This is a genomic window from Marinobacter sp. LA51 (assembly GCF_030297175.1).
Classification (GTDB): domain Bacteria; phylum Pseudomonadota; class Gammaproteobacteria; order Pseudomonadales; family Oleiphilaceae; genus Marinobacter; species Marinobacter apostichopi.
This window is the reverse complement of record NZ_AP028070.1, coordinates 2,811,640-2,832,139: the sequence shown is the minus strand read 5'-3', so window position 1 is coordinate 2,832,139 and position 20,500 is coordinate 2,811,640. Positions and strand designations below refer to the sequence as shown.

Sequence of the window (20,500 nt, the reverse complement as noted above, 5' to 3'; positions counted from 1 at the left end):
TCAACACGGCCTGGTAGCGAATCTGTGGCGCGAAAATCCCTCATCCGAAGATCTCTGAGCAAACTGGCGTGGATGCTGGCGGGCTTACTGCTGTTGCTGCTGGCCGTGATTGTGTTGCTGCGGTTCGTCAATCCGCCCACCTCCAGTTTCATGCTGGGCCACCGGTTGTCGCAGCCCGACCAGGCCCTGCATCAGTACTGGGTGCCGTTGTCGGAAATTTCGCCGTGGATGCCGCTGGCCGTGGTTGCCAGTGAGGATCAGCGGTTCCCCGACCATTGGGGCGTGGATTTCGCTGCCATCCGTAAGGCGCTGGCCGAGTACCAGGCGGGTGAGGGCCTGCGGGGCGCCAGCACAATCACCCAGCAGACCGCCAAGAACCTGTTTCTGTGGAATGGCCGAAGCTTTGTGCGCAAGGCGCTGGAGGCCGGACTGGCGCTGGGCATTGAGGGGTTGTGGCCGAAGAGGCGAATTATGGAGGTCTATCTCAATATCGCCGAGTTTGGCCCCGGGATTTACGGCGTGGAGGCGGCAAGCCGGCGTTATTTTGGCATTTCAGCCAGCCAGCTATCGCCGATCGAGGCCGCGCGACTGGCGGCAGTGCTGCCCAATCCCAAGTCTCTGAGTGCGGTATCGCCGTCGGCTTATGTCTGGGAGCGGGTATCCTGGATTCGCGGTCAGATGGCCCAGTTGTCGGGCCTGAACTATTTGCGCGATACGCTGCAATAGCGCCGTTCCGGTCGCCCGACGTTACCGTAGCTGACCTCTGCCGCTGCTTCGCCCCGGCCTACGAGAAATTCCAGGTAGCGCCGGGCCGTGGTTCGGGAGGCGCCCATGGCGGCCCCGACTTCCTCGGCACTCCATTCGTCTCCGGTTGTCAGTACCTCACGGATTTTATCCAGGGTAATGCCATCAATGCCCTTGGGCAGCCTGTTGGTGTCCGCCGGTTCCGCAGGGCCTTCGTCCTGGCCGCTACGGGGCAGCAGTGCATCCACTTCTTTCTGGGCAACCTGGTCCAGGCCGGACAAGCGGTTCAGGTGCTCCCGATAGCGGTTTACTGCTTCTTCCAGACGTTCAAACACCAATGGCTTCAGGATGTAGTCGAAAACCCCGCCGCGCAACGCGCTGCGCAGGGTGTCCACTTCCTTGGCGGCGGTGATCAGAATGACATCGCTGGCGCTGTCCGAGGCCCGCAGCTCACGCAGCAGGTCCAGGCCGTTGCCATCGGGAAAGTAGACGTCAAGCAGGATCAGGTCAGGGCTAAGCACATCGATCAGGTCCCGGGCATCGGCCAGCGTGTGGGCAATGCCGCAGAGCTCGACATTGTCCAGACGTTCAACAAAACGTCGCTGAATTTCCGCAATTTTACGGTCATCTTCGATGATCAGCAGGCGTATGGTGGTCAATGACTGGTCCCCCTATGGGCTCGTTTGGGTAGATACAGAGTAAAGCGGCTGCCGCCGGTGGTGAGATTCTCGACCGTGATCGAGCCACCCCACCGAGTCAGGAACTGGCTGACCAGGTGTAGGCCATAGCCACGAGCGGTGCCGGCTTTGGTGCTGACACCTTTCTCAAAGATTCGCTCCCGGTCCGCCTCCGGAACGCCGGCGCCCTGATCTTCCACCTCGAAAATCAGGTCGTCGCCAAGATCCGTCATCGACAGGGCGACCTGTCCGCCTTCGCCAATCGCCAGGCGTGTGGCTTCCAGCGCGTTATCAATCAGGTTGCCAAGCACGCTCACCAACTGCTCCCTGGGCAGGTCGTCGGGCATGTCGGCCATCTGGCTGCCGGGGTCGATGTTCAGCGCCAGGCCCATTTCCCGGGCCCGGTTGTATTTGCCGAGCAGGCAGCCGGCGATGACCGGGTCGGGAACCGCTTCCAGCAACAGCTGAATTAGTGCCTGGTGATCGCTGACTTCACTGCCGATCAGGTTCAGTGCCTCGTCGGTAGCGCCAATCTGGATCAGGCCGGCGATGGTGTGCAGCTTGTTGGAGTATTCGTGGGTCTGGCTGCGCAGGGTATCGGCGTATTGCTGGATTCGGGTCAGTTGGCGGCTGACCTGGTCCACCTCGTCCCGCAGCCGGAAGCTGGCCACCACACCGATAATGTCGTCGCCCTCGCGCACCGGCAGCCGGTTAACGATCATTTGGCGGTTTCTGAGCCAGACTTCCCGGTCAAAATCCGGTTGCCCGGTTTTTAGAACCGACATCAGGTCGCTCTCTGGCAGCACCTCGAGAATCGGTTTGCCGGCCAGGGCCATATCCGGTTCCAGGCCCAGGGTGTTCAGGGCAGTGCGGTTCACTGTGGTGATGATACCGTCACGATTGATGGCAATGATGCCCTCGCGCACCGATTGCAGGGTGGCGTCCCGCTCCTGGAACAGCCGGGCGATTTCCTCCGGTTCCAGCCCGAAGATGGCCCGCTTGAAGCGACTGGCGATGATAATGGCGGCGAGGATACTGACCAGCAGCATCACCCCGACCACCCCATAAAGCACGAAATTGTAGCGTTGGATGGTGGTTTCAACCTGGTCGACGCCGTAGCCCACCGACACGATGCCGACTATGTCACCACTGGCCGGGTTGATCACCGGTGCCTTGCCGCGCATGGATTCGCCAAGACTGCCGACGGCCCGGGCAATGTAGGCCTGGCCGTCGATCAGGGCCTGACGACCGGTGTCACCGTCATCATCTGCCATGGAATAACCCAGGCGTGACGGATCCGGATGGGCTAGGCGCACCGCCTGGTCGTCACCAATCACAATAAACAGGGCTTCGTTGGTCTCGGCCAGTCGGTTGGCCAGCCGATTCAGGCTGCCGGTTTCACGTTGCTCTACGCCCTCGATCACTGCCGGTGTGGCGGCCACGGTCTTGGCGACCATCAATGCCCGCTGACCGATTTCCTCATACAGGGATTCGCTCAGATAGTACCCGGCAAAGACACCAATCAACGCTGTCTGCAGGGCGCTGACCAGGCCGAGGGTCAGAATCATTCGGGTTTTGAGTTTGGTTTTTCGAAGCACTTCTCGAAACACCGTGCTGGGGTTTGTTGTCATTTTGATTCAGGTTAAAGCACCGGGGCTGTTTTTGCCCGTGAACTTTATGCACAAAAAAGCCTTTAGGTTCTTTATAGGTATTTACGCGCACAAACTTTAGGCATTCGGTGTTCGCTTCTAGTCTATGGCTGAATGGCTCCCACAGCACGTTTATCGAGCGGCGAAACAGAGGAGCCATCACAACAACAAACCAGAGGTGAACCCAATGATGATCAAGCGAACCCTGTCTTTTGTAGCCATGGCTGCCTTTAGTGTTTCCGCGCTGGCCTGGCAACCCTCCGGCAAAGTGGAATGTATTGCACCGGCTGATCCGGGCGGTGGCTGGGATTTTACCTGCCGTAGCGTCGGCAACGTCATGCAGGACCTTGGCCTGGTGGAAGGCAGCGTCCAGACAATCAATATGGCGGGTGCTGGCGGTGGTGTTGCCTACGCCCACACTGTCAGCAAGCGCGCCGACGATGACAAGCTGATTGTTGCTGCTTCCACCGCTACCACTACCCGCCTGGCCCAGAAGCAGTTTCCGGGCATGGACGCCGGTATGGTGAAGTGGGTCGGCGCCCTGGGTGCTGACTACGGCATCATCGCCGTGTCCAAGGACTCCGAGTACCAGAACCTGAATCAGCTCTTCGAAGCCGTGAAAGCCAATCCCAAGTCGGTCAAGTTTTCCGGCGGCAGCGCCCGCGGCGGCTGGGACCACCTGAAAGTCCTGATCGCTGCCAAGGCGGCCGGTGTTGAAAAGCTCCCGTCCATTCCGTACCTGTCGTACAACAACGGTGGTGAGGCCATGACCCAGGTCGTGGGTGGCCAGGTTGATGCCTTCACCGGTGACGTGTCCGAAGCAACCGGCTTCATGGACTCGGGTGACCTTCGAGTGCTGGCGGTGCTGTCTGAAGAACGCCTGCCCGGCAAGTTCAGCCACATTCCGACTGCCCGTGAGCAGGGTATCGATGCCCTGGGCCCGAACTGGCGTGGCTTTTACATGCCGGAAGGTGCCTCCGAGGAATCCAAGGAATACTGGGTAGCCGCTGTGGACAAGCTGTACGCCAGCGAAGAGTGGAAAAAGGTGATGAAGAGCAACGGCCTGATCCCGTTCCACCCGCCAGCGAACGAGTTTGAAAGCTTCGTGCGCCAGCAGGTGCAGGACATCGAAACCCTGTCTCGTGAAATCGGGCTGCTGAAATGACAGGTTTTGGTGATCGAATCCTCGGCTTGGGCCTTCTGGTCCTCGCCGTTGCCTACGGCTGGGCTGCGCAGCAGTGGCCCGAGCCGTTTGGCGGCGCCGAGGGCGTGGGCCCGGAAACGTTTCCTACCATCCTAGCCTTTGTGTTGGTCATCGGCAGCCTGTACCTGATGGTCAAGCCCGATCCCGACGCCCAGTGGCCCGTGCGCAAGACCGCACTGGAACTGGTTACCTCGGTGGTGGTGCTGATTATCTATGCGCTGCTGATGGAACCCCTGGGCTTCATTATTTCGACCACGATGGCGGTTGGTACGCTCAGCTGGCGCATGGGCGCAAGGCCACGCATGGCGTTTATTACTGGCCTGATCAGTGCGGTGGTTGTGTTTATCCTGTTTAACTACGGCCTGGACCTGAGTCTGCCTGCCGGCCTGCTGGAGGTGGAGTGATGGAAACCCTTGGCTTTTTGATGGAAGGGTTTGCCGTCGCGCTTACCCCCTATAACCTGATGTTCGCGCTGTTCGGGGCCTTCGTGGGTACCCTGATCGGCTGTCTGCCTGGCCTGGGCCCGGCCAACGGTGTTGCCATCCTGATCCCGCTGGCCTTTACCCTCGGGCTGCCGCCGGAAACCGCCATGATCCTGCTGACCGCGGTCTACGCCGGTGCCATGTACGGTGGTCGGATATCCTCGATTCTGCTCAATATTCCCGGTGACGAACCGGCGATGATGACTTGTCTCGACGGCTACCCCATGGCCCAGAAAGGCCGTGCCGCCGATGCCCTGGCCATTTCCGCCGTGGCGTCGTTTGCTGGTGGTCTTATCGGCACCATTGGTCTGATCATGCTGGCGCCAATCCTGGCCAAGTTTGCCCTGACCTTTGGCCCGGCCGAGTACTTTGCGCTGTTCCTGCTGGCCTTTGCGACCCTTGGCGGCATTACCGGCAAGAACCCGATGAAGACGGTCATTGCCGCCACCATCGGCATCATGATCTCCACCGTGGGTATCGACATCTCCACCGGCACCCAGCGCTACACCTTTGGTGTGCTGGAGCTGTACGAGGGCATCGACTTCATCCTGGCGATCGTGGGTCTGTTTGCGATTTCCGAGCTGCTGTTCTTTGTGGAATCCCGAGTGGGCGGTGGCCGCGAGAAGATCAACGTGGGCAAGCTGACCCTGAGCTTCAAGGAACTGGTCAGCACCATCCCGACCCAGTTGCGCGGCGGTGTGCTCGGCTTTATTGCCGGGGTCTTGCCAGGCGCCGGGGCTTCCCTGGGTAGCTTCATCAGCTACACCCTGGAAAAGCAGGTACTGGGCAAGAAGGGCAAGTTTGGCGAAGGCGACATTCGCGGTGTGGTCGCACCGGAAGCCGGTAACAACGGTGCCTCTTCTGGTGCGCTGGTGCCCATGCTGACCCTGGGTGTACCGGGCAGTGGCACCACGGCGGTTCTGCTGGCGATGCTGATCTCCCTGAATATCACGCCGGGCCCGCTGATGTTCACCCAGAACGCCGACATTGTCTGGGGCGTCATCGCGGCACTGCTGATCGGTAACGTCATGCTGTTGCTGCTTAACATCCCGCTGGTGGGCTTTTTCGTGAAGCTGCTGTCGGTGCCGCCGATGTACCTGTTGCCAATCGTGACCATGGTCGCCTTCGTTGGCATCTACTCCATCAGCCACAGCACCTTTGATCTCTACTTCATGGTGGCCTTCGGTATTGCGGGTTACTTCCTGCGCAAGCTTGAAATTCCGCTGGTGCCGATCATCCTTGGCCTGTTGTTGGGGCCGGAAATGGAGAAGAACCTGGGCCACGCGCTGATCCTGTCCGACGGTTCCTGGAGCATTCTCTGGGGTAGCTCGTTGGCCGTGGGGCTCTGGGTGGTTGCCGGTCTTGGCCTAATACTGCCGTATGTGGTCGGGCCACTGCTGCGCCGGCGCATGAATGCGGCCATGAAAGAAAGCCCGGTCAGCGACTGACCGGGTAGTGAAGATCACGCCTTAGGCGATCTGTTGTCAGCTTTGCACCGGGCTTCCCCTTTGGGATGCCCGGTGTTTTTTTTATCCCCTCAGTCATTTTTTCCATTCGAGCCGATCAGGGCGGCGAGTTCGTCGGTCTGAAGGCAGTCGCCCCGGTCCCAGGTGGTTTCCAGTTTGTTACGCAGCGCCAGCATGGTTTTGTGGGTTTGCTGCAGCGCCGCGATCATGGTCTCGGATTCGGCAATCTTCTGGTTCAGGCGGTCCATCACGTCGTCGTGGTCCCAGCCCTCGGTCTGGCTAAAAAGGGATTGCATGTCGTCCAGGGTGAAGCCCAGGCGCTGGCCAAACTGGATTAACTGCAATCGTTGAGAAGCCGCCTGATCGAACAGGCGATAGCCACCCGCTGAGCGGGTCGTCGCAGTGAGCAGGCCCAGATCTTCGTAGTAGCGGATGGCGCTGCTATTAACGCCAGCGGCTTTCGCCAGCTCGCCAATTCGCATCATGTCACGGCCCTCCAAAAACACTTGAGCTTAAAGTTGACTTGAATGTTAGTCTGCCGTAAATCCCGAATTAAGGCCAGTCACTCATGATCAGCAAGGTTTTCCAGCCCTATACATTGCCATCCGGCCGCAGTCTCAAGAATCGATTGGTGAAAGCGGCGATGGAGGAGAATATGGCGGCGCCGGGACAGTTGCCCGGTGACGATCTGTTTAACCTCTACGATCAGTGGGCCGCCGGCGGCACCGGGTTGCTGATTACCGGCAATGTAATGGTGGATCGGCTGGCAATGACGGGCCCGGGTGGAGTGGCCCTTGAGCGAGACACGGAACTGGCGCCGTTTCAGGAGTGGGCGGCGGTCGTCCAGGGTAAGGGGGCGGCGATCTGGATGCAGATCAATCATCCGGGCCGTCAGGTATTTCGGCGTATGGGCGGCCGTAACCTGGCGCCGTCGGCGTTTGGCTTGAATCTGGGCAAGCATTCGTCGCTGTTTGATGTGCCCAAGGCGATGTCTGAAGACGACATCGAAGACGTGATCCAGCGTTTCACAGACACCGCGATGCAGGCCGAGAAAGCCGGTTTTGACGGCGTTGAAATTCATGCTGCCCATGGCTACTTGCTAGCCCAGTTTCTGTCACCGCTGACCAACAAACGCTCAGATCGCTGGGGTGGTCGCCTGGAGAATCGGGCGCGGTTATTGCGGGAAGTTGTGATTCGGATTCGAGCTGCGGTTAAGCCGGGATTTGCCGTGGCAGTGAAGCTTAACTCGGCGGATTTCCAGCGTGGCGGATTTGAGCTGAGCGATGCCCGGGAAGTGCTGGCATCGCTGGAGGGGCTGGGTGTTGATCTGGTGGAGTTGTCCGGTGGCAGTTACGAATCACCGGCGATGCAGGGGCGCACCGCCGATGGCCGCACCCTGGCCCGGGAGGCGTATTTCCTGGAGTTCGCCCAGGCGCTCACCGATGCCTCATCGATCCCATTGATGGTCACCGGCGGTGTGCGCAGGTTGTCCGTGGCGCAGGAAGTATTGGATTCCGGTGTGGCCCTGGTGGGCATGGCCACGGCGCTGGCGCAGACCCCCGATTTGCCACGGCAATGGTCCACTGATGCCGATGCCAGCAGCGAGATTTTGCAGGTGCGCTGGAAAGACAAGACCCTGTCGGGTCTGGCCAATATGGCCATGGTTCGGCGTCAGTTGCGCCGGATGGGCGACGGGCTCCCGCCGGCTCGCCGATTATCAGCCATACTGTCGGTGGTTCTCGATCAGTATCGGCTGGCCAAGCTGACCCGTTCGTATCGCAAGGCGCTTGGTCTGGACCAGTAAGTTACCAGTTGAATGGGTTTCACCGATTTAAAGAGCCCCGACCAGAAAGGCAATCCACGAGAGTGAGTTAAGGAGGCAATGCGTTGAACGTCATGGTACTGGGAGCCACCGGACTGACCGGGGCGGCAGTGGTCGAGAAACTGCTGGAACGGCCAGAGGTGACTTCGGTGGTAGCGCCGGTGCGTCGCCGGGTTGGCCCTGAACACCGCAAGCTGAACCAGCATCAGGTGGATTTTGACGATCTGCAAGCCAGTGCCGATCTGTTCGCCGTGGATGCAATCGTTTGCTGCCTGGGCACCACCATCAAGAAGGCGGGTTCTCGCGAGCAGTTCCGTAAGGTGGATTTCGGCTACAGTCTGGAGGCTGCGCGCCTGGGCCGGGCGGCCGGAGCACGGGCGTTCATTCTGATGTCCGCCATTGGCGCATCCTCAGATTCCACCATTTTCTACAACCGGGTTAAGGGCGAACTAGAAGACGCAGTGCGTGAGCTCGGCTATCCCTATCTCTCGGTCTATCATCCCAGCCTGTTGCTCGGTGACCGACAGGAGCAACGCACCGCCGAAGGCCTGGGTATCAAGCTGATGCCCCTGGTGAACCGGGTCTTGCTCGGCCCGCTGGAAAAATACCGCGGCGTGCAGGCATCCACCGTGGCCCAGGCCATGGTTAATGAAGTCTGTGCGCTGGACATGGACGCCCCTACGGAACCTGTCCAGCACCTGCGGGATTATCCCGAGATCCAGAAGCTGGCAGGCTAGCCAGCCTCACTTGCCGGCCAAAATCCAGCCCGCAGCCTTTTCGGCAATCATCAGGGTCGGGGAGTTGGTGTTGCCACTGGTGATGGTCGGCATCACGCCAGCATCCACTACCCGAAGTCCGGTTACACCCCGCACTTTCAGGTGCGGGTCCACTACCGCCATAGTGTCGTCCGCTCGCCCCATACGCGTGGTGCCCACCGGGTGAAAAATGGTGGTGCCAATGTCGCCGGCCAGCTTCGCCAACTCCTCATCGGTCTGGTACTGCAGTCCCGGTTTGAACTCCTCCGGCTGGTACTTGGCAAAGGCCTGCTGTTCGGCAATCCGACGGGTGACCCGCAGGGAATCGGCCGCCACCTTCCGGTCCTCCTCGGTACTTAAATAGTTGGGCGCGATCGCAGGTGGAGTCTTCGAGTCCCGGCTGCGAATCCGCACCGATCCGCGGCTGCTCGGGTTGAGGTTGCAGACGCTGGCGGTGATGGCCGGGAAATCGTGCAGCGGCTGTCCAAAAGCGTCCAGGCTCAGGGGCTGAACGTGGTACTCAATGTTGGCGTAGTCATAGTCCTCTGAGCTGCGGGTAAACAGGCACAGTTGCGACGGCGCCATGCTCATGGGGCCGGAGCGTTTGACCAGGTATTCCAGACCAATGCGCGCCTTGCCCAGCAGCGAGTTGGCCATGGTGTTCAGGGTGATTGCGCCCTGAACCTTGTACACCGAACGAATCTGCAGGTGATCCTGCAGATTCTCGCCGACTCCGGGCAGATCCTTGATCACCGGGATATCGTGCTCCCGCAGCAGGTCGGCAGGCCCGATGCCTGACAGTTGCAGTAGCTGGGGTGAGCCAATGGCGCCGGCAGACAGAATGACTTCCCGGCGCGCCTGGGCCCTGATCTCGCCCTGTCCGGGCCGCTCCACGCGAACGCCAGTACACCGGGGCTGCTCACCCGATGCCATCTCCAGGCCAAGTACGTGGGTTGAGTGCCAGAGGGTCAGGTTAGGGCGCTTCTCGGCGGTGCGCAGGAAGGCCTTGGAGGTATTCCAGCGCCAGCCGGAGCGTTGGTTAACCTCGAAATAGTCGACGCCTTCGTTGTCGCCGCGATTGAAGTCGCGGGTGCGGGGAATGCCGGCCTCTACACAGGCTTCGGCAAAGTCCTCCAGAATCTTCCACTTCAGGCGCTGGTGCTCAATCCGCCATTCGCCACCGTGGCCGTGGTAGTTCTTGTGCTCCGGGTCGGCGTCGCCGCCGTCATCCAGACGATAGTGATCTTCGTGGCGCATGAAGTCGGGCAGGCAGTTGTCCCAGTTCCAGGCCTGCTCCCCGGTGACATCAGCCCAGTGGTTGTAGTCCCGGGCCTGGCCGCGAATGTAGAGCATGCCATTGATGCTGGAGCAGCCGCCCAGGGTCTTGCCCCGGGGATAGATCAGTGACCGGCCGTTCAGGCCGGGATCCGGTTCGGTGCGAAAACGCCAGTCGGTGCGCGGATTGTCGATGCAGTACAGGTATCCCACCGGAATGTGAATCCAGTGGTAGTTATCCCGGCCGCCGGCTTCGATGAGCAGTACCCGGTTATCCGGATTTGCGCTCAGCCGGTTGGCCAGCAGGCAGCCGGCTGAACCGGCGCCCACGACGATGTAATCAAATTCGAGCTGTCCCTGGGCATTGTTGTTTTCGGACATAGCTATCTCCCGGACCTGGGGCGAGTTACTTGGCGGTAGGCATGACAAATTCGGCACCGGCATCAATGGAGTCAGACCAGCGCTGCATGATCGACTTCTGCCGGGTGTAGAACTTCACGCCTTCTTCACCGTAGGCGTGGGTGTCGCCGAACATGGAGCGCTTCCAGCCGCCAAAGCCGTGCCACGCCATGGGCACCGGGATAGGCACGTTGATGCCGACCATACCGACCTGAATGCGGCGGCCAAACTCACGGGCCACGGTGCCGCTTTCGGTGAAGCAGCTGACGCCATTGCCAAACTCGTGCTCATTGATCAGCCGGATGGCGGTGGCGATGTCGGGAACCCTTACACAGGCCAGTACCGGGCCGAAGATTTCTTCTTTGTAGATGGTCATGTCCGGTGTTACATGGTCGAACAGGCTGCCGCCCATCCAGAATCCTTCATTGCAGCCTTCGCCGGTGGTACCGGCGTCAAACTCTCGTCCGTCCACAACCAGTTCGGCGCCTTCTGCCACACCCTTGTCAATGTAGCCGGTAATGCGCTGGTGTGCTGCGGCGCTGACGATCGGGCCCATCTCGGCGTCCAGTTTCATGCCGTTTTTCACCTTCAGGCTACGGGCACGTTCGGCCAGCTGGGGGATGATCTTGTCGGCCACGTCTCCCACGAGCACCGCCACGCTGATGGCCATGCAGCGTTCGCCCGCGCTGCCATAACCGGCACCGATGAGGGCGTCCACGGCCTTGTCCAGATCCGCATCGGGCATGACCACCATGTGGTTCTTGGCACCGCCCAAGGCCTGAATGCGCTTGCCGTGGCGGGCGCCGTTTTCGTAGATCAGGTTGGCAATCGGGGTGGAGCCGACAAAGCTCAGGGCCATGACATCCGGATGCTCGATCAGTGCTTCCACCGCGCCCTTGTCGCCCTGGATCACGTTAAACACGCCGTCGGGCAGACCGGCCTGCTTGAGCAGGTCGGCGATCATCAGCGAGGCGCTCGGATCAATGGGGCTGGGCTTAAGCACAAAGGTGTTGCCGGCGGCGATCGCCACCGGGAACATCCACATCGGCACCATCACCGGGAAGTTGAAGGGAGTGATGCCGGCAACAACGCCCAGAGGCTGGCGCATGGTCCAGTTGTCGATACCGGTGCTGACCTGGTCGGTGTAATCGCCTTTCAGCAACTGCGGAATACCGCAGGCAAACTCGACAATGTCGATGCCCCGGGCTACTTCGCCCTGCGCATCGGTAAAGACCTTCCCGTGCTCACGGGTGATGGCTTCGGCCAGTTCGTCTTTGTGCTGGTTGAGCAATTCGAGAAATCTGAACATGACCCGGGCACGGCGAATCGGCGGGGTGTCGGCCCAGCTTGGAAACGCTGCAGAAGCGGCGGCTACGGCCTGATCGACGTCGTCATGGTTGGCCAGAACAACCTGGCCCGAAACTTGGCCGGTTGCCGGGTTGAACACATCCTGTTGGTGGCCGGAGCTGCCCTCTGAAATTTGCCCATTGATATAATGCTGGATCGTTGGATTGCTCATGCTAGCCCCTTTGATGTGTGCGAATGGCTGTACTGGATGCCGATTCAGAAGCCTTGAATAAGGGATCTGATAAAGTTTGTACAAGAACTGAGCAGATAATTTACGGTGGCTTCGGGGCTTGGGCAATTGAAAGTTTCTAAAGCATGATATAAGTAATGCTTATATTGAGAGTTGCTGAGGAGGGGGTATGCAACACCTGCAAGGGTTACGAGCGTTCGTGGCGGTTGCCCGTGAGGGCAGTGTGTCCAGGGCGGCGGTTCGTCTGCACCTGACTCAGCCGGCGGTGAGTCTGAAACTGAAGCAGTTGCAGGATGATCTGGACCTGAAATTGTTCCGGCGCAAACCCCAGGGCCTGGTGCTCACCGCCGATGGCCAAAGCTTGCTGCCGGTGGCGGAAAAGGCCCTGGCCGGGCTGGCCGCGTTTGAACAGAGTGCCCGCGCCCTGCACAGCACAGTACGGGGGCGGCTCAAGATCGGCACCATTGTGGACCCGGAATTTATCCGGCTCGGGGCTTTTCTGCATCGGTTGGTGGCCCGGGCGCCGCAGCTTGAAACCGAGTTGCACCAGGGGATGAGTGGTCGGGTACTGGAGCAGGTGCGCAATGGCAATCTCGATGTCGGCTACTTCCTGGCCCCGCCGGGCGCAGGTCCGGTTCTGCCCGAGCTGATGCATCGGGAACTGACCCGGTTTGATTACCACGTGATTGCGCCAGCCGGGTGGGCTACACGGCTTTCAGATACCCGCTGGTCCAGCCTGGCGGCGCTGCCCTGGATCGTGACGCCGGAGGATTCGGTACACAACCGATTGCTGGCCAGTGTCATGGAGCCGCAGGGGCTGGTGCCCCAGGGCGTGGCCCAGGTGGATCAGGAGGCCTGCATGCTCGACCTGGTTCGGGCCGGAGTAGGGCTCAGTCTCGCCCGCGACGCCCTGGCCATGGCCGAACGTCAGGAGCGGGGCCTGGTGGTTGCGGAAGGAGTGCGCATACCCTGCGCCCTTAGCTTTATCTGGCGCAGGGATCGCGAGCATGAACCGGTCATCGCCGAGGCCCTGGAGGCATTGGCCGGGGTCTGGCTGCTTGAGGGCCTCGGCTCGCCGGGTCTAGCCGAGCGTGGCGTCCAGAAACATCATGATCACAAAACCGACCAGTAGCGAGAAGGTAGCCAAGGTTTTGTAAGAGTTCCGGTGGGTTTCGGGAATGATCTCGTTGCTGATGATGAACAGCATGGCACCGGCGGCAAAACCCAGGGTCCAGGGCATGATTGGCTCCGCCAGCCACACCAGTGCCGCTCCGAAAAGACCGCCTATCGGCTCGGCCAGCCCCGTGAGCAGGGCAATACCGAAGGCTTTCGCCCGGGAATAGTTGATCGCCAACAGGGAAAAGGCCACCGCCAGACCCTCCGGAATATTCTGGATGCCGATCCCTGTGGCCAGCACATAACCGTTGCTGACATCACCACCGGCAAAACCGACGCCGACCGCCATGCCCTCGGGAAAGTTGTGCAGGGTGATGGCGATGATGAACAGCCAGATGCGCCGGATGTGTGCGGTATTTGGGCCTTCGCGGCCCAAGCCAAAGTGCTCGTGGGGCAGCTTCTGGTGAATAAAGAACAGTGCGCCGGCGCCTGACAGCACACCGAAGATAACGATCAGCGCGGCTCCGCTGGTCGTGCCTACCAGGGACTCGCCGTAATCCAGCCCGGGCAATAGCAGCGAGAAGAACGAGGCCGCCAACATAACGCCGGCTGCGGCCGCCAGCATGCTGTCCTGCAACCGGTCGGTCAGGGTTCGAAGGAAAAATACCGCCAGCGCACCGACGCCACTGGCCAGGCCGGCCAACAGGCTCGCCAATGCACCTAGCCAGACAATGCTGATGTCGGAAGTCATGGAGTCTCCGGTTGGGGTCTTATCAAACAAAGAAAACCCCCGGAGCTCTCGCTCTGGGGGTTTGTCGACAGCAGCGCGTGCCGGTTAGGCCGCCTGCTTACGACGCCAGGCCAGTTCATTCTCAATGGTTGCCTTGGGCTGGAGCATGGCAAAGTCGATGTCGTCGATCTCCTTGCCATCCTTCAGGCGCTGTACGAAATCCGGATTGGCCAGCGCTTTTTTGCCCACGGCCAACAACGCTCCCGGGTACGCCTCTGCGCGGTCCTGATGGTTGGTTTCGTCAATACCGCCGTTGATGATCAGCTCAATGCCGTCGATTTCGGCGACCACGTCGGCCAGCGACTTGTCACCCTCGACGAAGGGCGCCCGGTGGACATCACCGTCAGTGGTATGGATAAAGTCAGCACCGGCGTCCCGGACCGCTTCGGTAATCTGGCGGAATCCGACTTCGCCTTCAGGCAGCTGATAGTCGGGATCAGTTACTGCGACCTGCGACAGGCGAATGCCCACTGCGAAGTCGTTACCGACCGCCGCTCGTACCGCTTTGATGGTTTCCACCACTACGCGCAGACGATTCTCCAGGCTGCCACCGTAGGAATCTTCGCGACGGTTGAAATGGCTGCTCAGGAACTGATTCAACAGGTAGCCGTTGGCTCCGTGCAGTTCGACACCGTCGAAACCGGCGGTTTTGGCGTTAACCGCGGTCTTCACGAATCCTTCGATCGCGAATTTAATGTCGGCCTCAGTCATCGCTTGCGGCGTTTGCCACTCAGACTGGTCGCCGTAAAAGCCAAGGGGTGCGCCTTTTGGCTGTACGGCACTGGGCGCCAGCGGCTGATCGGTGTAATGGTTGGCCTGGAACTGGGCACCAGCGTGCATGAGCTGCGCAATCGCCTTGCTGCCCGCGGCGTGAATGCGGTCCACAATGGTTTTCCAACCTTCAATGTGCGCGTCGCTGATCAGGCCAGGCTGATTGGCGTAGCCCTGGCTGGCACGGTCATCGGTGTAAGTGCCTTCGGTAATCAACAGGCCAAACCCGCCTTTGGCGTAGGCTTCGTAGTGGTCAGCCATCAGCTCATTGGGGGTGCCGTCGGCCTCGGCGCTGGTCCGGGTCATGGGCGCAAGCGCAAAGCGATTGGCCATGGTCAGGTTGGTAAATCGGGTGTTTTGCATCACGTCGGTCATCTGGTTCCTCCCATTCTTGATCGATTGTTCAATTACGGATCATCCGCGCCAGCAGTTCAGGTTTAAAGCGATATGATCCGATGAAGCCGGTCAGATTTTTTGAGCAAGATGGGGAAAATGCAGACAAATCAACGGTCAGAATGGCCCAGCGACCGCTCCGGATCGATTTCATCCCGAACCAGCTGTTTGAGCTTGGTGATTTCAGGGAACCCCTGTTGTTCTTTGCGGGACCAGATGCGAGTGCCGTTTACCCACACCTCGAAGATTCCCCCGTCGCCCGGGTGGAGCGTGAGTTCGTCGAGCTGGCCTTCAAAGGTGGTGAGCAGTTCCTGCGCCATCCAGGCTGAGCGCAGCAGCCAGCGGCAACCGGTGCAGTAGTGAATGTCGACGCGGTTGGTCATGGATGGGAACTCCTGAAGTTAGGGCGCTGGTTGAAAATGAGGCGCATGCCGACGATTCAGTCGGTTTTGTAGGTCGGGTAGATGGAGCGCGACAGCGTCGGCTCGCAGCCGACGACATTCCGGGCCTGCTTGTGGGCATGAAGATACCAGCGCTCTCCCGGTTTGGAAAAGGTCTGGTCGGTGATTTTAAACTCCACCGTTTCCATGGTCTGGGGGATCGGCGAACCATCGGCATGGCGATAGACACAGCTGGTACTGACAGTCAGAGGTGTGGCAATCGGCAGCTCGATAAAGCCCTCGTCGGTGATCGCGGGCGGCGTGCCGGCCACAGAGAGTACCTTAAGGCAGGGCCCGTAATGGTTCTTCTCGAGTTCTTTCAGGTATTCGCTCAGACAATGTTGGGCGCTCAGGAAAACGGTATTGCGCTCAGTGCCTTGCCGGGTGTCGGGCAGCGATTGGCACCCGGACACGATCAGGATCAACGTCAGAATAGCGAAGGCGCGTGTCATGGTTGCTCCTTGTTATCGTTGGCTTGGGACTCCTGATAGGAGACCGCAGCAGGTGTCAGGCCATGGCTGCCGCCTGACGCGTCCTCCCGAAGGCGCGCCAGCAAGCGGCTATCACGATTATAGATGTCATTGCGGAACTGTAGCTGCCCGCGGTTGTCGACCCAAGCCGTCCAATACTGAATGTAGACGGGAACCGGCTCAGGTAACAGGATGGTTTTGGGTTGGTTGGAACCGACTGTGTCGTGGATGCGCTCCCGGTTCCAGTTCGGGTCGCCCAAGAGTAATTGTTCTGCCAGTGCGAACGGTTGCTCCACCCGGATACAGCCCGAACTGAAGGAGCGGTCTACCCGACCAAACAGATCCCGTGATGGGGTGTCGTGGAGGTAGACATCGTACCGGTTTGGAAACATGAACTTGATCTGGCCCAGTGCGTTGTTGGGGCCCGGGTCCTGCACCAGCTGGTATGGGAAGTTGTTCGGTGACAGTGAGCCCCAGTTGATGGCAGCGGGGTCGACCTGTTGCCGGTCGGCGCCCCAGCCGCGGTATACCTTCATATTCAGACGCTGCAGGTAATCCGGATCACGGATGATCCGGGGTAGCTGATCCTCAATCATCAGTCGGCGCGGCACGGTCCAGGTCGGGTTTAGCACCAGGTAGCGGATCCGATCACTGAACACCGGGGTCTGTCGGAAAGGCTGGCCGACAATCACCCGTTGGCGCAGCAGCTCGACGCCCTGATCCATCATTTTCAATTCGTAGCCGGCAATATTGACCAACACGAATCGCTCACCCAGTGACTCCGGCAGCCAGCGCCAGCGCTCCAGACTGGCATCGATTTGATGCACTCGTTCGATCGGCAGCAGGTTGATCGCGGCCAGGGTGGCCGGGCCAATGATGCCGTCGGGTTCCAGGCCATGGCGGGCCTGGAACAGGGGTAGTGCGGTCTCAAGTTCGCCGCCGTACAGGCTGGGGTCAGGCGCACCTGATCCCGAGAGGTCGCCAAGGGCGGTCAGCCGCCGCCGGATTTCGATCAGTCGGTGGTCCCGGTCGCCGGGGCGAATGGTTGCCCCAGTGGGAATGGGCAGCCAGGGCCGGCCCAGCAGTCCGGTCATGGTCTGACGGGCCTGCACCAGCCTGTGGTAGTCGGAATGGGTCGGCCGCAGGGCGTCGACGGCTGCGCTAATATCCCCATTGACCAGTGCCGCCGCCAGAACCTGGCCCATGTTGCGTTGCCGCCGGTTCGCAGTCCATTCGGCGTGAATCGTGTATGGGCTGACCTTGCCCTCGAGCAGATGCGAGCCGAGCATCAAAAAAGCATCGGAATACAACAGGTCCAGATCGGCCTGTAGGTCGTCAGGAAGGTCCTGCATCGGGCGATTCGAGAGTTCCGCCAGGACATCGGCGTGATAATCCCTCGGGTCCAGGCCGTCACGGCTGGCCGATTCGATGGCCTCAAGCAGCTGGTGGCGTTGGTCTGCACTGCGCCAGGCCCGCTCGTAGCTATTGGCGGCGTAGAAGTTGGAGAGTGCCTGCCGGGCCAGCAGGCGATTACCCAACACTTCCACGGTAAAGCCCGCGTCCAGTGCCTCAATCCGGGCAACAAGGGATTCATTGGCTTTGGCTGAGGAAGAAAACCAGGGGAAAAGGGTTACAACAAGCACCAACGCCAGTGCGCTGGCGACGGTTTTCGATCCGGGCATGGGGCCCCTCCGATTCTTCCCTGAACAACATCAGATGACTACAAGTGACCTGGGTATTGGACGTTACCAGAGCCCCATTTGTTCCCCCGCCGGGCGGCGGAACAGGTCATTTCGCAGGGGTTCGGCCTGGTGAAGGTTCAGTCCAAGCCGTTTCGCCTTGTTCGAGAAGCGCTGGCGGATCAGGTCGGCGTAAGGGCCGATACCGGTCATCCGGCGCCCGAAGGCAGAATCGTAGCTCTTGCCGCCCCGTAAATCACGGATTCGATTCATCACGTGCTCGGCCCGCTGCGGAAAGTGCCGTTGCAGCCATTCCTGGAACAGCTCGTCGAGCTCCAGGGGCAGGCGCAGCATGATCCAGCTGGCACGGCTTGCACCGGCTGAGGCGGCGGCCTCCAGTATCGCCTCAATCTCCTGGTCGTTGATAAAAGGAATCACTGGGCCGAGGATGATGCCGGTGGGGATCCCGGCGCTGGCGAGTTTTTCAATCATCTTTAGCCGGGTGGCCGGTGCCGCAGTGCGTGGCTCCATCCGCCGTTTCAGGTCATTGCTCAGGGTGGTCAGGCTGATGCGCACGGAACAGAGGCCCTGTTCGGCCAGTTCGGTCAGCAGATCAAGGTCTCTTAGGATCAGCGCGCCCTTGGTGATGATCGACACCGGGTGGCGGTACTCAAGCATGATTTCCAACAGCTCGCGAGTGATGCGCCGCTCCCGCTCCAGCGGCTGGTAAGCGTCGGTATTCACGCCCAGGGCAATGGGGGAGACGGTATAGCCCGGCTTATCGAGTTCTTCCCGGAGCTTGCTGGCAGCGTTGGGTTTGGCGATCAGCCGGGTCTCGAAATCCAGCCCCGGCGACATGTCCCAATAGACGTGTGTAGGGCGGGCAAAGCAGTAGATGCAGGCGTGCTCGCAGCCCCGGTAAGGATTGATGGATTGATCAAAGGGTACATCCGGGGAGGTGTTCCGGCTGATGATGGATTTAACCGACTCGTTGACCACTTCGGTTGCTACCGAATCGGGGTTCAAGTCGTCCTCGGGCGCCTGGTACCAGCCGTCATCCTGATCGCGGTCGGTGACGATAGGCTGGAAACGATTGTGAGGGTTGAGGCCGGTAGCTCGGGTTTTCATGGCAAATCCAGATACTGTTTATTTATACAGTTATTGCCATGCTACGCCTGCGATCTGAGCTGTGCAACTTTGCCTGACGTGTGTTTTGGTGATCGGCGAATTCGGCCCAGGTTGGGTATACTCTGAGCCCGCGCATTCACCCAGCCTTAAGGACCTTATGTCGGACCTCAGTCTTGTTCAGTACGTTTTGATTGCAATGATCTTTGTCTGGAGCGGTTTTGTCCGTTCCGGGCTGGGATTTGGCGGGGCGGTGTTGTCGCTGCCGTTCCTGTTGCTGGTGTTGGATGAGCCTTTGGTGTTCTTGCCGATCATTGCGGTGCATCTGTTGGTGTTCTCCTCGCTGACCATCTGGCTGAACAACCGCAAGCGGAAGCCTGTTGATCCCTCTGAGTCGGCAACGGAAGCCAAGTCCAGGGGGGCTGCGGAGAGCACGGTGGATTGGCGCTACTTATGGCGCATTCTGGGCATCATGATCGTGCCCAAACTAATTGGCGTGTTTGGCCTCATCACCATGCCCGGTAACGTGCTCAGCGCCATCATTTTCGTGATTGTGGCGCTGTATTCTGTCTCCTACATCATCAACAAGCCGTTCCGCAGTGGCAGCAAAACGGTGGATGCGGTGTTCCTGATGGTCGGTGGCTATATCAGTGGCACCTCGCTGATCGGTGCGCCCCTGATCATCGCGGTTGTGGCCCAGCACCTGCCCAAAGAGAAACTGCGGGACACCCTGTTTGCGCTCTGGTTCATCCTGGTGCTGATCAAGATGGCCGCGTTTGTGTGGGTTGGGGTGGATCTGCAGTTGATCCACCATCTATGGCTCTTGCCTTGTGCTGCGGTCGGTCACGTCATTGGCCTGAAAGTGCACGATCGGATGTTGCGGGCAGAAACGCCGGTGTTCTTTCAGGTGCTGGGTGCCGTGCTGCTGGTTGTCAGCAGCATCGGCATGGTCAGCGTGCTGGGTTAACTGGCCCGTCCGAACACCCGCTCAAAGAACCCGGCCGGCTTTACGTCGGCAACGGGCAGGTCGTCGACTTCGTCCATCGCCCGACGCCAGAATCGCTCGGGATCGTCCAGATCAGTTGCCAGTGCCCGTTCATCCTGGCTGTAGTGGTTGTGGTCGCCGCTCAGCCCCCTCGCCATCAACTCCTGGGTCCACAGATAAACAGTACCGCGTATGGTTCGCAGGAGCCGGCTGTAGACATCGCGGCTCAGGTTGATCGCAAGCTCGGCACTCAGGTTGATCTGTTGTTGCAGCTCTACCATGTCGTCCTGGGTCAGCAGCACCCGGTTACCATCGCCTTTACGGCTGGTCAGACAAATTTTTTCCATCGACTTGGCGTCGTCAAGCACGTCGAGGTGGCCAAATTCCTTCCTTTGTGCATCGTTTACCGGTGCCGGAATCCAGCCATACTGAGGTGAGCGGGCAACAATATGGCCGGGAAGATCTCGGCGGTAGGGCGGTGCTTGTTCCCGGTCCTGATAGCCCTCGAATTCGGCTCGCAGCCAGGCCGCCATCTTTTTGTGACGGAGCATCAGCGCCAATGCAATGGCCGAGGGCAGGATGCGTCCAAGCAGTTCGGATGCGTCTTTGGTGCGTTCCTCAAGGTGGTTCACAGATGCAGACATAGGGTCCTCCGTGGCAGCGGAAACGAGTCGTGGCCAGCCCCGTCTCCCGGCGTTATTGTTGTTGTAAGGCAGCCCAC

20 protein-coding genes are annotated in these 20,500 nt (G+C 60.0%); 8 read left to right on the top strand and 12 right to left on the bottom strand.

Annotation, left to right across the window (positions count from 1 at the left end):
* Nucleotides 1-72 precede the first annotated feature (72 nt).
* Nucleotides 73-726: a monofunctional biosynthetic peptidoglycan transglycosylase gene (mtgA, locus tag QUE89_RS13025; protein WP_286222891.1), complete on the top strand. Its 654-nt coding sequence runs from the start codon at nt 73-75 to the stop codon at nt 724-726.
* Here the strand turns inward: mtgA and QUE89_RS13020 are convergent.
* Nucleotides 702-1,403 carry a response regulator gene (locus tag QUE89_RS13020; protein ID WP_286220499.1) on the bottom strand — a complete coding sequence of 234 codons (702 nt, stop codon included), beginning with the start codon at nt 1,401-1,403 and terminating at the stop codon, nt 702-704. The two genes, mtgA and QUE89_RS13020, sit on opposite strands and share 25 nt — an antisense overlap.
* Nucleotides 1,400-3,052 (bottom strand): ATP-binding protein, encoded by a 1,653-nt coding sequence (locus QUE89_RS13015; RefSeq protein ID WP_286220498.1) that lies wholly within the window; start codon nt 3,050-3,052, stop codon nt 1,400-1,402. Before QUE89_RS13015 ends, QUE89_RS13020 begins: the two co-directional genes overlap by 4 nt.
* Before the next feature lie 205 nt (nt 3,053-3,257).
* Here QUE89_RS13015 and QUE89_RS13010 point away from each other — a divergent pair, with 205 nt between their 5' ends.
* The 3 genes from QUE89_RS13010 to QUE89_RS13000 are packed head-to-tail and all read left to right on the top strand — an operon-like array spanning nt 3,258 to nt 6,204.
* The gene (locus tag QUE89_RS13010; protein WP_286220497.1) at nt 3,258-4,235 is read left to right on the top strand and encodes a Bug family tripartite tricarboxylate transporter substrate binding protein; all 978 of its coding nucleotides are present in this window, start codon (nt 3,258-3,260) and stop codon (nt 4,233-4,235) included.
* Nucleotides 4,232-4,678 carry a tripartite tricarboxylate transporter TctB family protein gene (locus QUE89_RS13005; RefSeq protein ID WP_286220496.1) on the top strand — a complete coding sequence of 149 codons (447 nt, stop codon included), beginning with the start codon at nt 4,232-4,234 and terminating at the stop codon, nt 4,676-4,678. Before QUE89_RS13010 ends, QUE89_RS13005 begins: the two co-directional genes overlap by 4 nt.
* Nucleotides 4,678-6,204 (top strand): tripartite tricarboxylate transporter permease, encoded by a 1,527-nt coding sequence (locus QUE89_RS13000; RefSeq protein ID WP_286222890.1) that lies wholly within the window; start codon nt 4,678-4,680, stop codon nt 6,202-6,204. Before QUE89_RS13005 ends, QUE89_RS13000 begins: the two co-directional genes overlap by 1 nt.
* An 89-nt stretch (nt 6,205-6,293) precedes the next feature.
* On the opposite strand, the gene QUE89_RS12995 is transcribed toward QUE89_RS13000, so the two are convergent.
* The gene (locus QUE89_RS12995) at nt 6,294-6,707 is read right to left on the bottom strand and encodes a MerR family transcriptional regulator (RefSeq protein ID WP_286220495.1); all 414 of its coding nucleotides are present in this window, start codon (nt 6,705-6,707) and stop codon (nt 6,294-6,296) included.
* Between the two features lie 83 nt (nt 6,708-6,790).
* Between QUE89_RS12995 and QUE89_RS12990 the strand changes: the two genes are divergently transcribed.
* Together QUE89_RS12990 and QUE89_RS12985 are read left to right on the top strand one after the other, a co-directional pair.
* On the top strand, nt 6,791-8,026 hold the full coding sequence (locus QUE89_RS12990) for an NADH:flavin oxidoreductase/NADH oxidase family protein (protein WP_286220494.1): 1,236 nt from the start codon (nt 6,791-6,793) through the stop codon (nt 8,024-8,026).
* A 92-nt stretch (nt 8,027-8,118) separates the two neighbouring features.
* Nucleotides 8,119-8,781 carry an NAD-dependent epimerase/dehydratase family protein gene (locus QUE89_RS12985; protein WP_286222889.1) on the top strand — a complete coding sequence of 221 codons (663 nt, stop codon included), beginning with the start codon at nt 8,119-8,121 and terminating at the stop codon, nt 8,779-8,781.
* 6 nt (nt 8,782-8,787) lie between these two features.
* Here QUE89_RS12985 and QUE89_RS12980 read toward each other — a convergent pair whose 3' ends face one another.
* Together QUE89_RS12980 and QUE89_RS12975 are read right to left on the bottom strand one after the other, a co-directional pair.
* The gene (locus QUE89_RS12980; protein WP_286220493.1) at nt 8,788-10,455 is read right to left on the bottom strand and encodes a GMC family oxidoreductase; all 1,668 of its coding nucleotides are present in this window, start codon (nt 10,453-10,455) and stop codon (nt 8,788-8,790) included.
* Nucleotides 10,456-10,480: 25 nt separating this feature from the next.
* Entirely contained in the window at nt 10,481-11,992 is a 1,512-nt protein-coding gene (locus QUE89_RS12975; RefSeq protein WP_286220492.1) for a CoA-acylating methylmalonate-semialdehyde dehydrogenase, read from the bottom strand.
* 187 nt (nt 11,993-12,179) lie between these two features.
* Here QUE89_RS12975 and QUE89_RS12970 point away from each other — a divergent pair, with 187 nt between their 5' ends.
* Nucleotides 12,180-13,142 carry a LysR family transcriptional regulator gene (locus QUE89_RS12970; protein ID WP_286220491.1) on the top strand — a complete coding sequence of 321 codons (963 nt, stop codon included), beginning with the start codon at nt 12,180-12,182 and terminating at the stop codon, nt 13,140-13,142.
* Here QUE89_RS12970 and QUE89_RS12965 read toward each other — a convergent pair.
* From QUE89_RS12965 to QUE89_RS12940, 6 genes are all read right to left on the bottom strand, one after another.
* Nucleotides 13,092-13,877 carry a ZIP family metal transporter gene (locus QUE89_RS12965; RefSeq protein ID WP_286220490.1) on the bottom strand — a complete coding sequence of 262 codons (786 nt, stop codon included), beginning with the start codon at nt 13,875-13,877 and terminating at the stop codon, nt 13,092-13,094. The two genes, QUE89_RS12970 and QUE89_RS12965, sit on opposite strands and share 51 nt — an antisense overlap.
* An 84-nt stretch (nt 13,878-13,961) precedes the next feature.
* Nucleotides 13,962-15,062: an NADH:flavin oxidoreductase gene (locus QUE89_RS12960; protein ID WP_286220489.1), complete on the bottom strand. Its 1,101-nt coding sequence runs from the start codon at nt 15,060-15,062 to the stop codon at nt 13,962-13,964.
* A gap of 128 nt (nt 15,063-15,190) precedes the next feature.
* Nucleotides 15,191-15,463, bottom strand: coding sequence for an Rdx family protein (locus QUE89_RS12955; RefSeq protein WP_041339634.1), 273 nt, complete (start codon nt 15,461-15,463; stop codon nt 15,191-15,193).
* Between the two features lie 56 nt (nt 15,464-15,519).
* The gene (locus QUE89_RS12950; protein WP_286220488.1) at nt 15,520-15,972 is read right to left on the bottom strand and encodes a hypothetical protein; all 453 of its coding nucleotides are present in this window, start codon (nt 15,970-15,972) and stop codon (nt 15,520-15,522) included.
* The gene (locus tag QUE89_RS12945) at nt 15,969-17,672 is read right to left on the bottom strand and encodes a L,D-transpeptidase family protein (protein WP_286220487.1); all 1,704 of its coding nucleotides are present in this window, start codon (nt 17,670-17,672) and stop codon (nt 15,969-15,971) included. The genes QUE89_RS12950 and QUE89_RS12945 overlap by 4 nt, the downstream gene beginning before the upstream one ends.
* 63 nt (nt 17,673-17,735) lie before the next feature.
* Entirely contained in the window at nt 17,736-18,797 is a 1,062-nt protein-coding gene (locus tag QUE89_RS12940; protein ID WP_286220486.1) for a PA0069 family radical SAM protein, read from the bottom strand.
* Nucleotides 18,798-18,954: 157 nt separating this feature from the next.
* Between QUE89_RS12940 and QUE89_RS12935 the strand changes: the two genes are divergently transcribed.
* Entirely contained in the window at nt 18,955-19,761 is an 807-nt protein-coding gene (locus QUE89_RS12935) for a TSUP family transporter (RefSeq protein WP_286220485.1), read from the top strand.
* On the opposite strand, the gene QUE89_RS12930 is transcribed toward QUE89_RS12935, so the two are convergent.
* The gene (locus tag QUE89_RS12930) at nt 19,758-20,423 is read right to left on the bottom strand and encodes an AbiTii domain-containing protein (protein ID WP_286220484.1); all 666 of its coding nucleotides are present in this window, start codon (nt 20,421-20,423) and stop codon (nt 19,758-19,760) included. The genes QUE89_RS12935 and QUE89_RS12930 overlap by 4 nt on opposite strands.
* Nucleotides 20,424-20,500 lie beyond the last annotated feature (77 nt).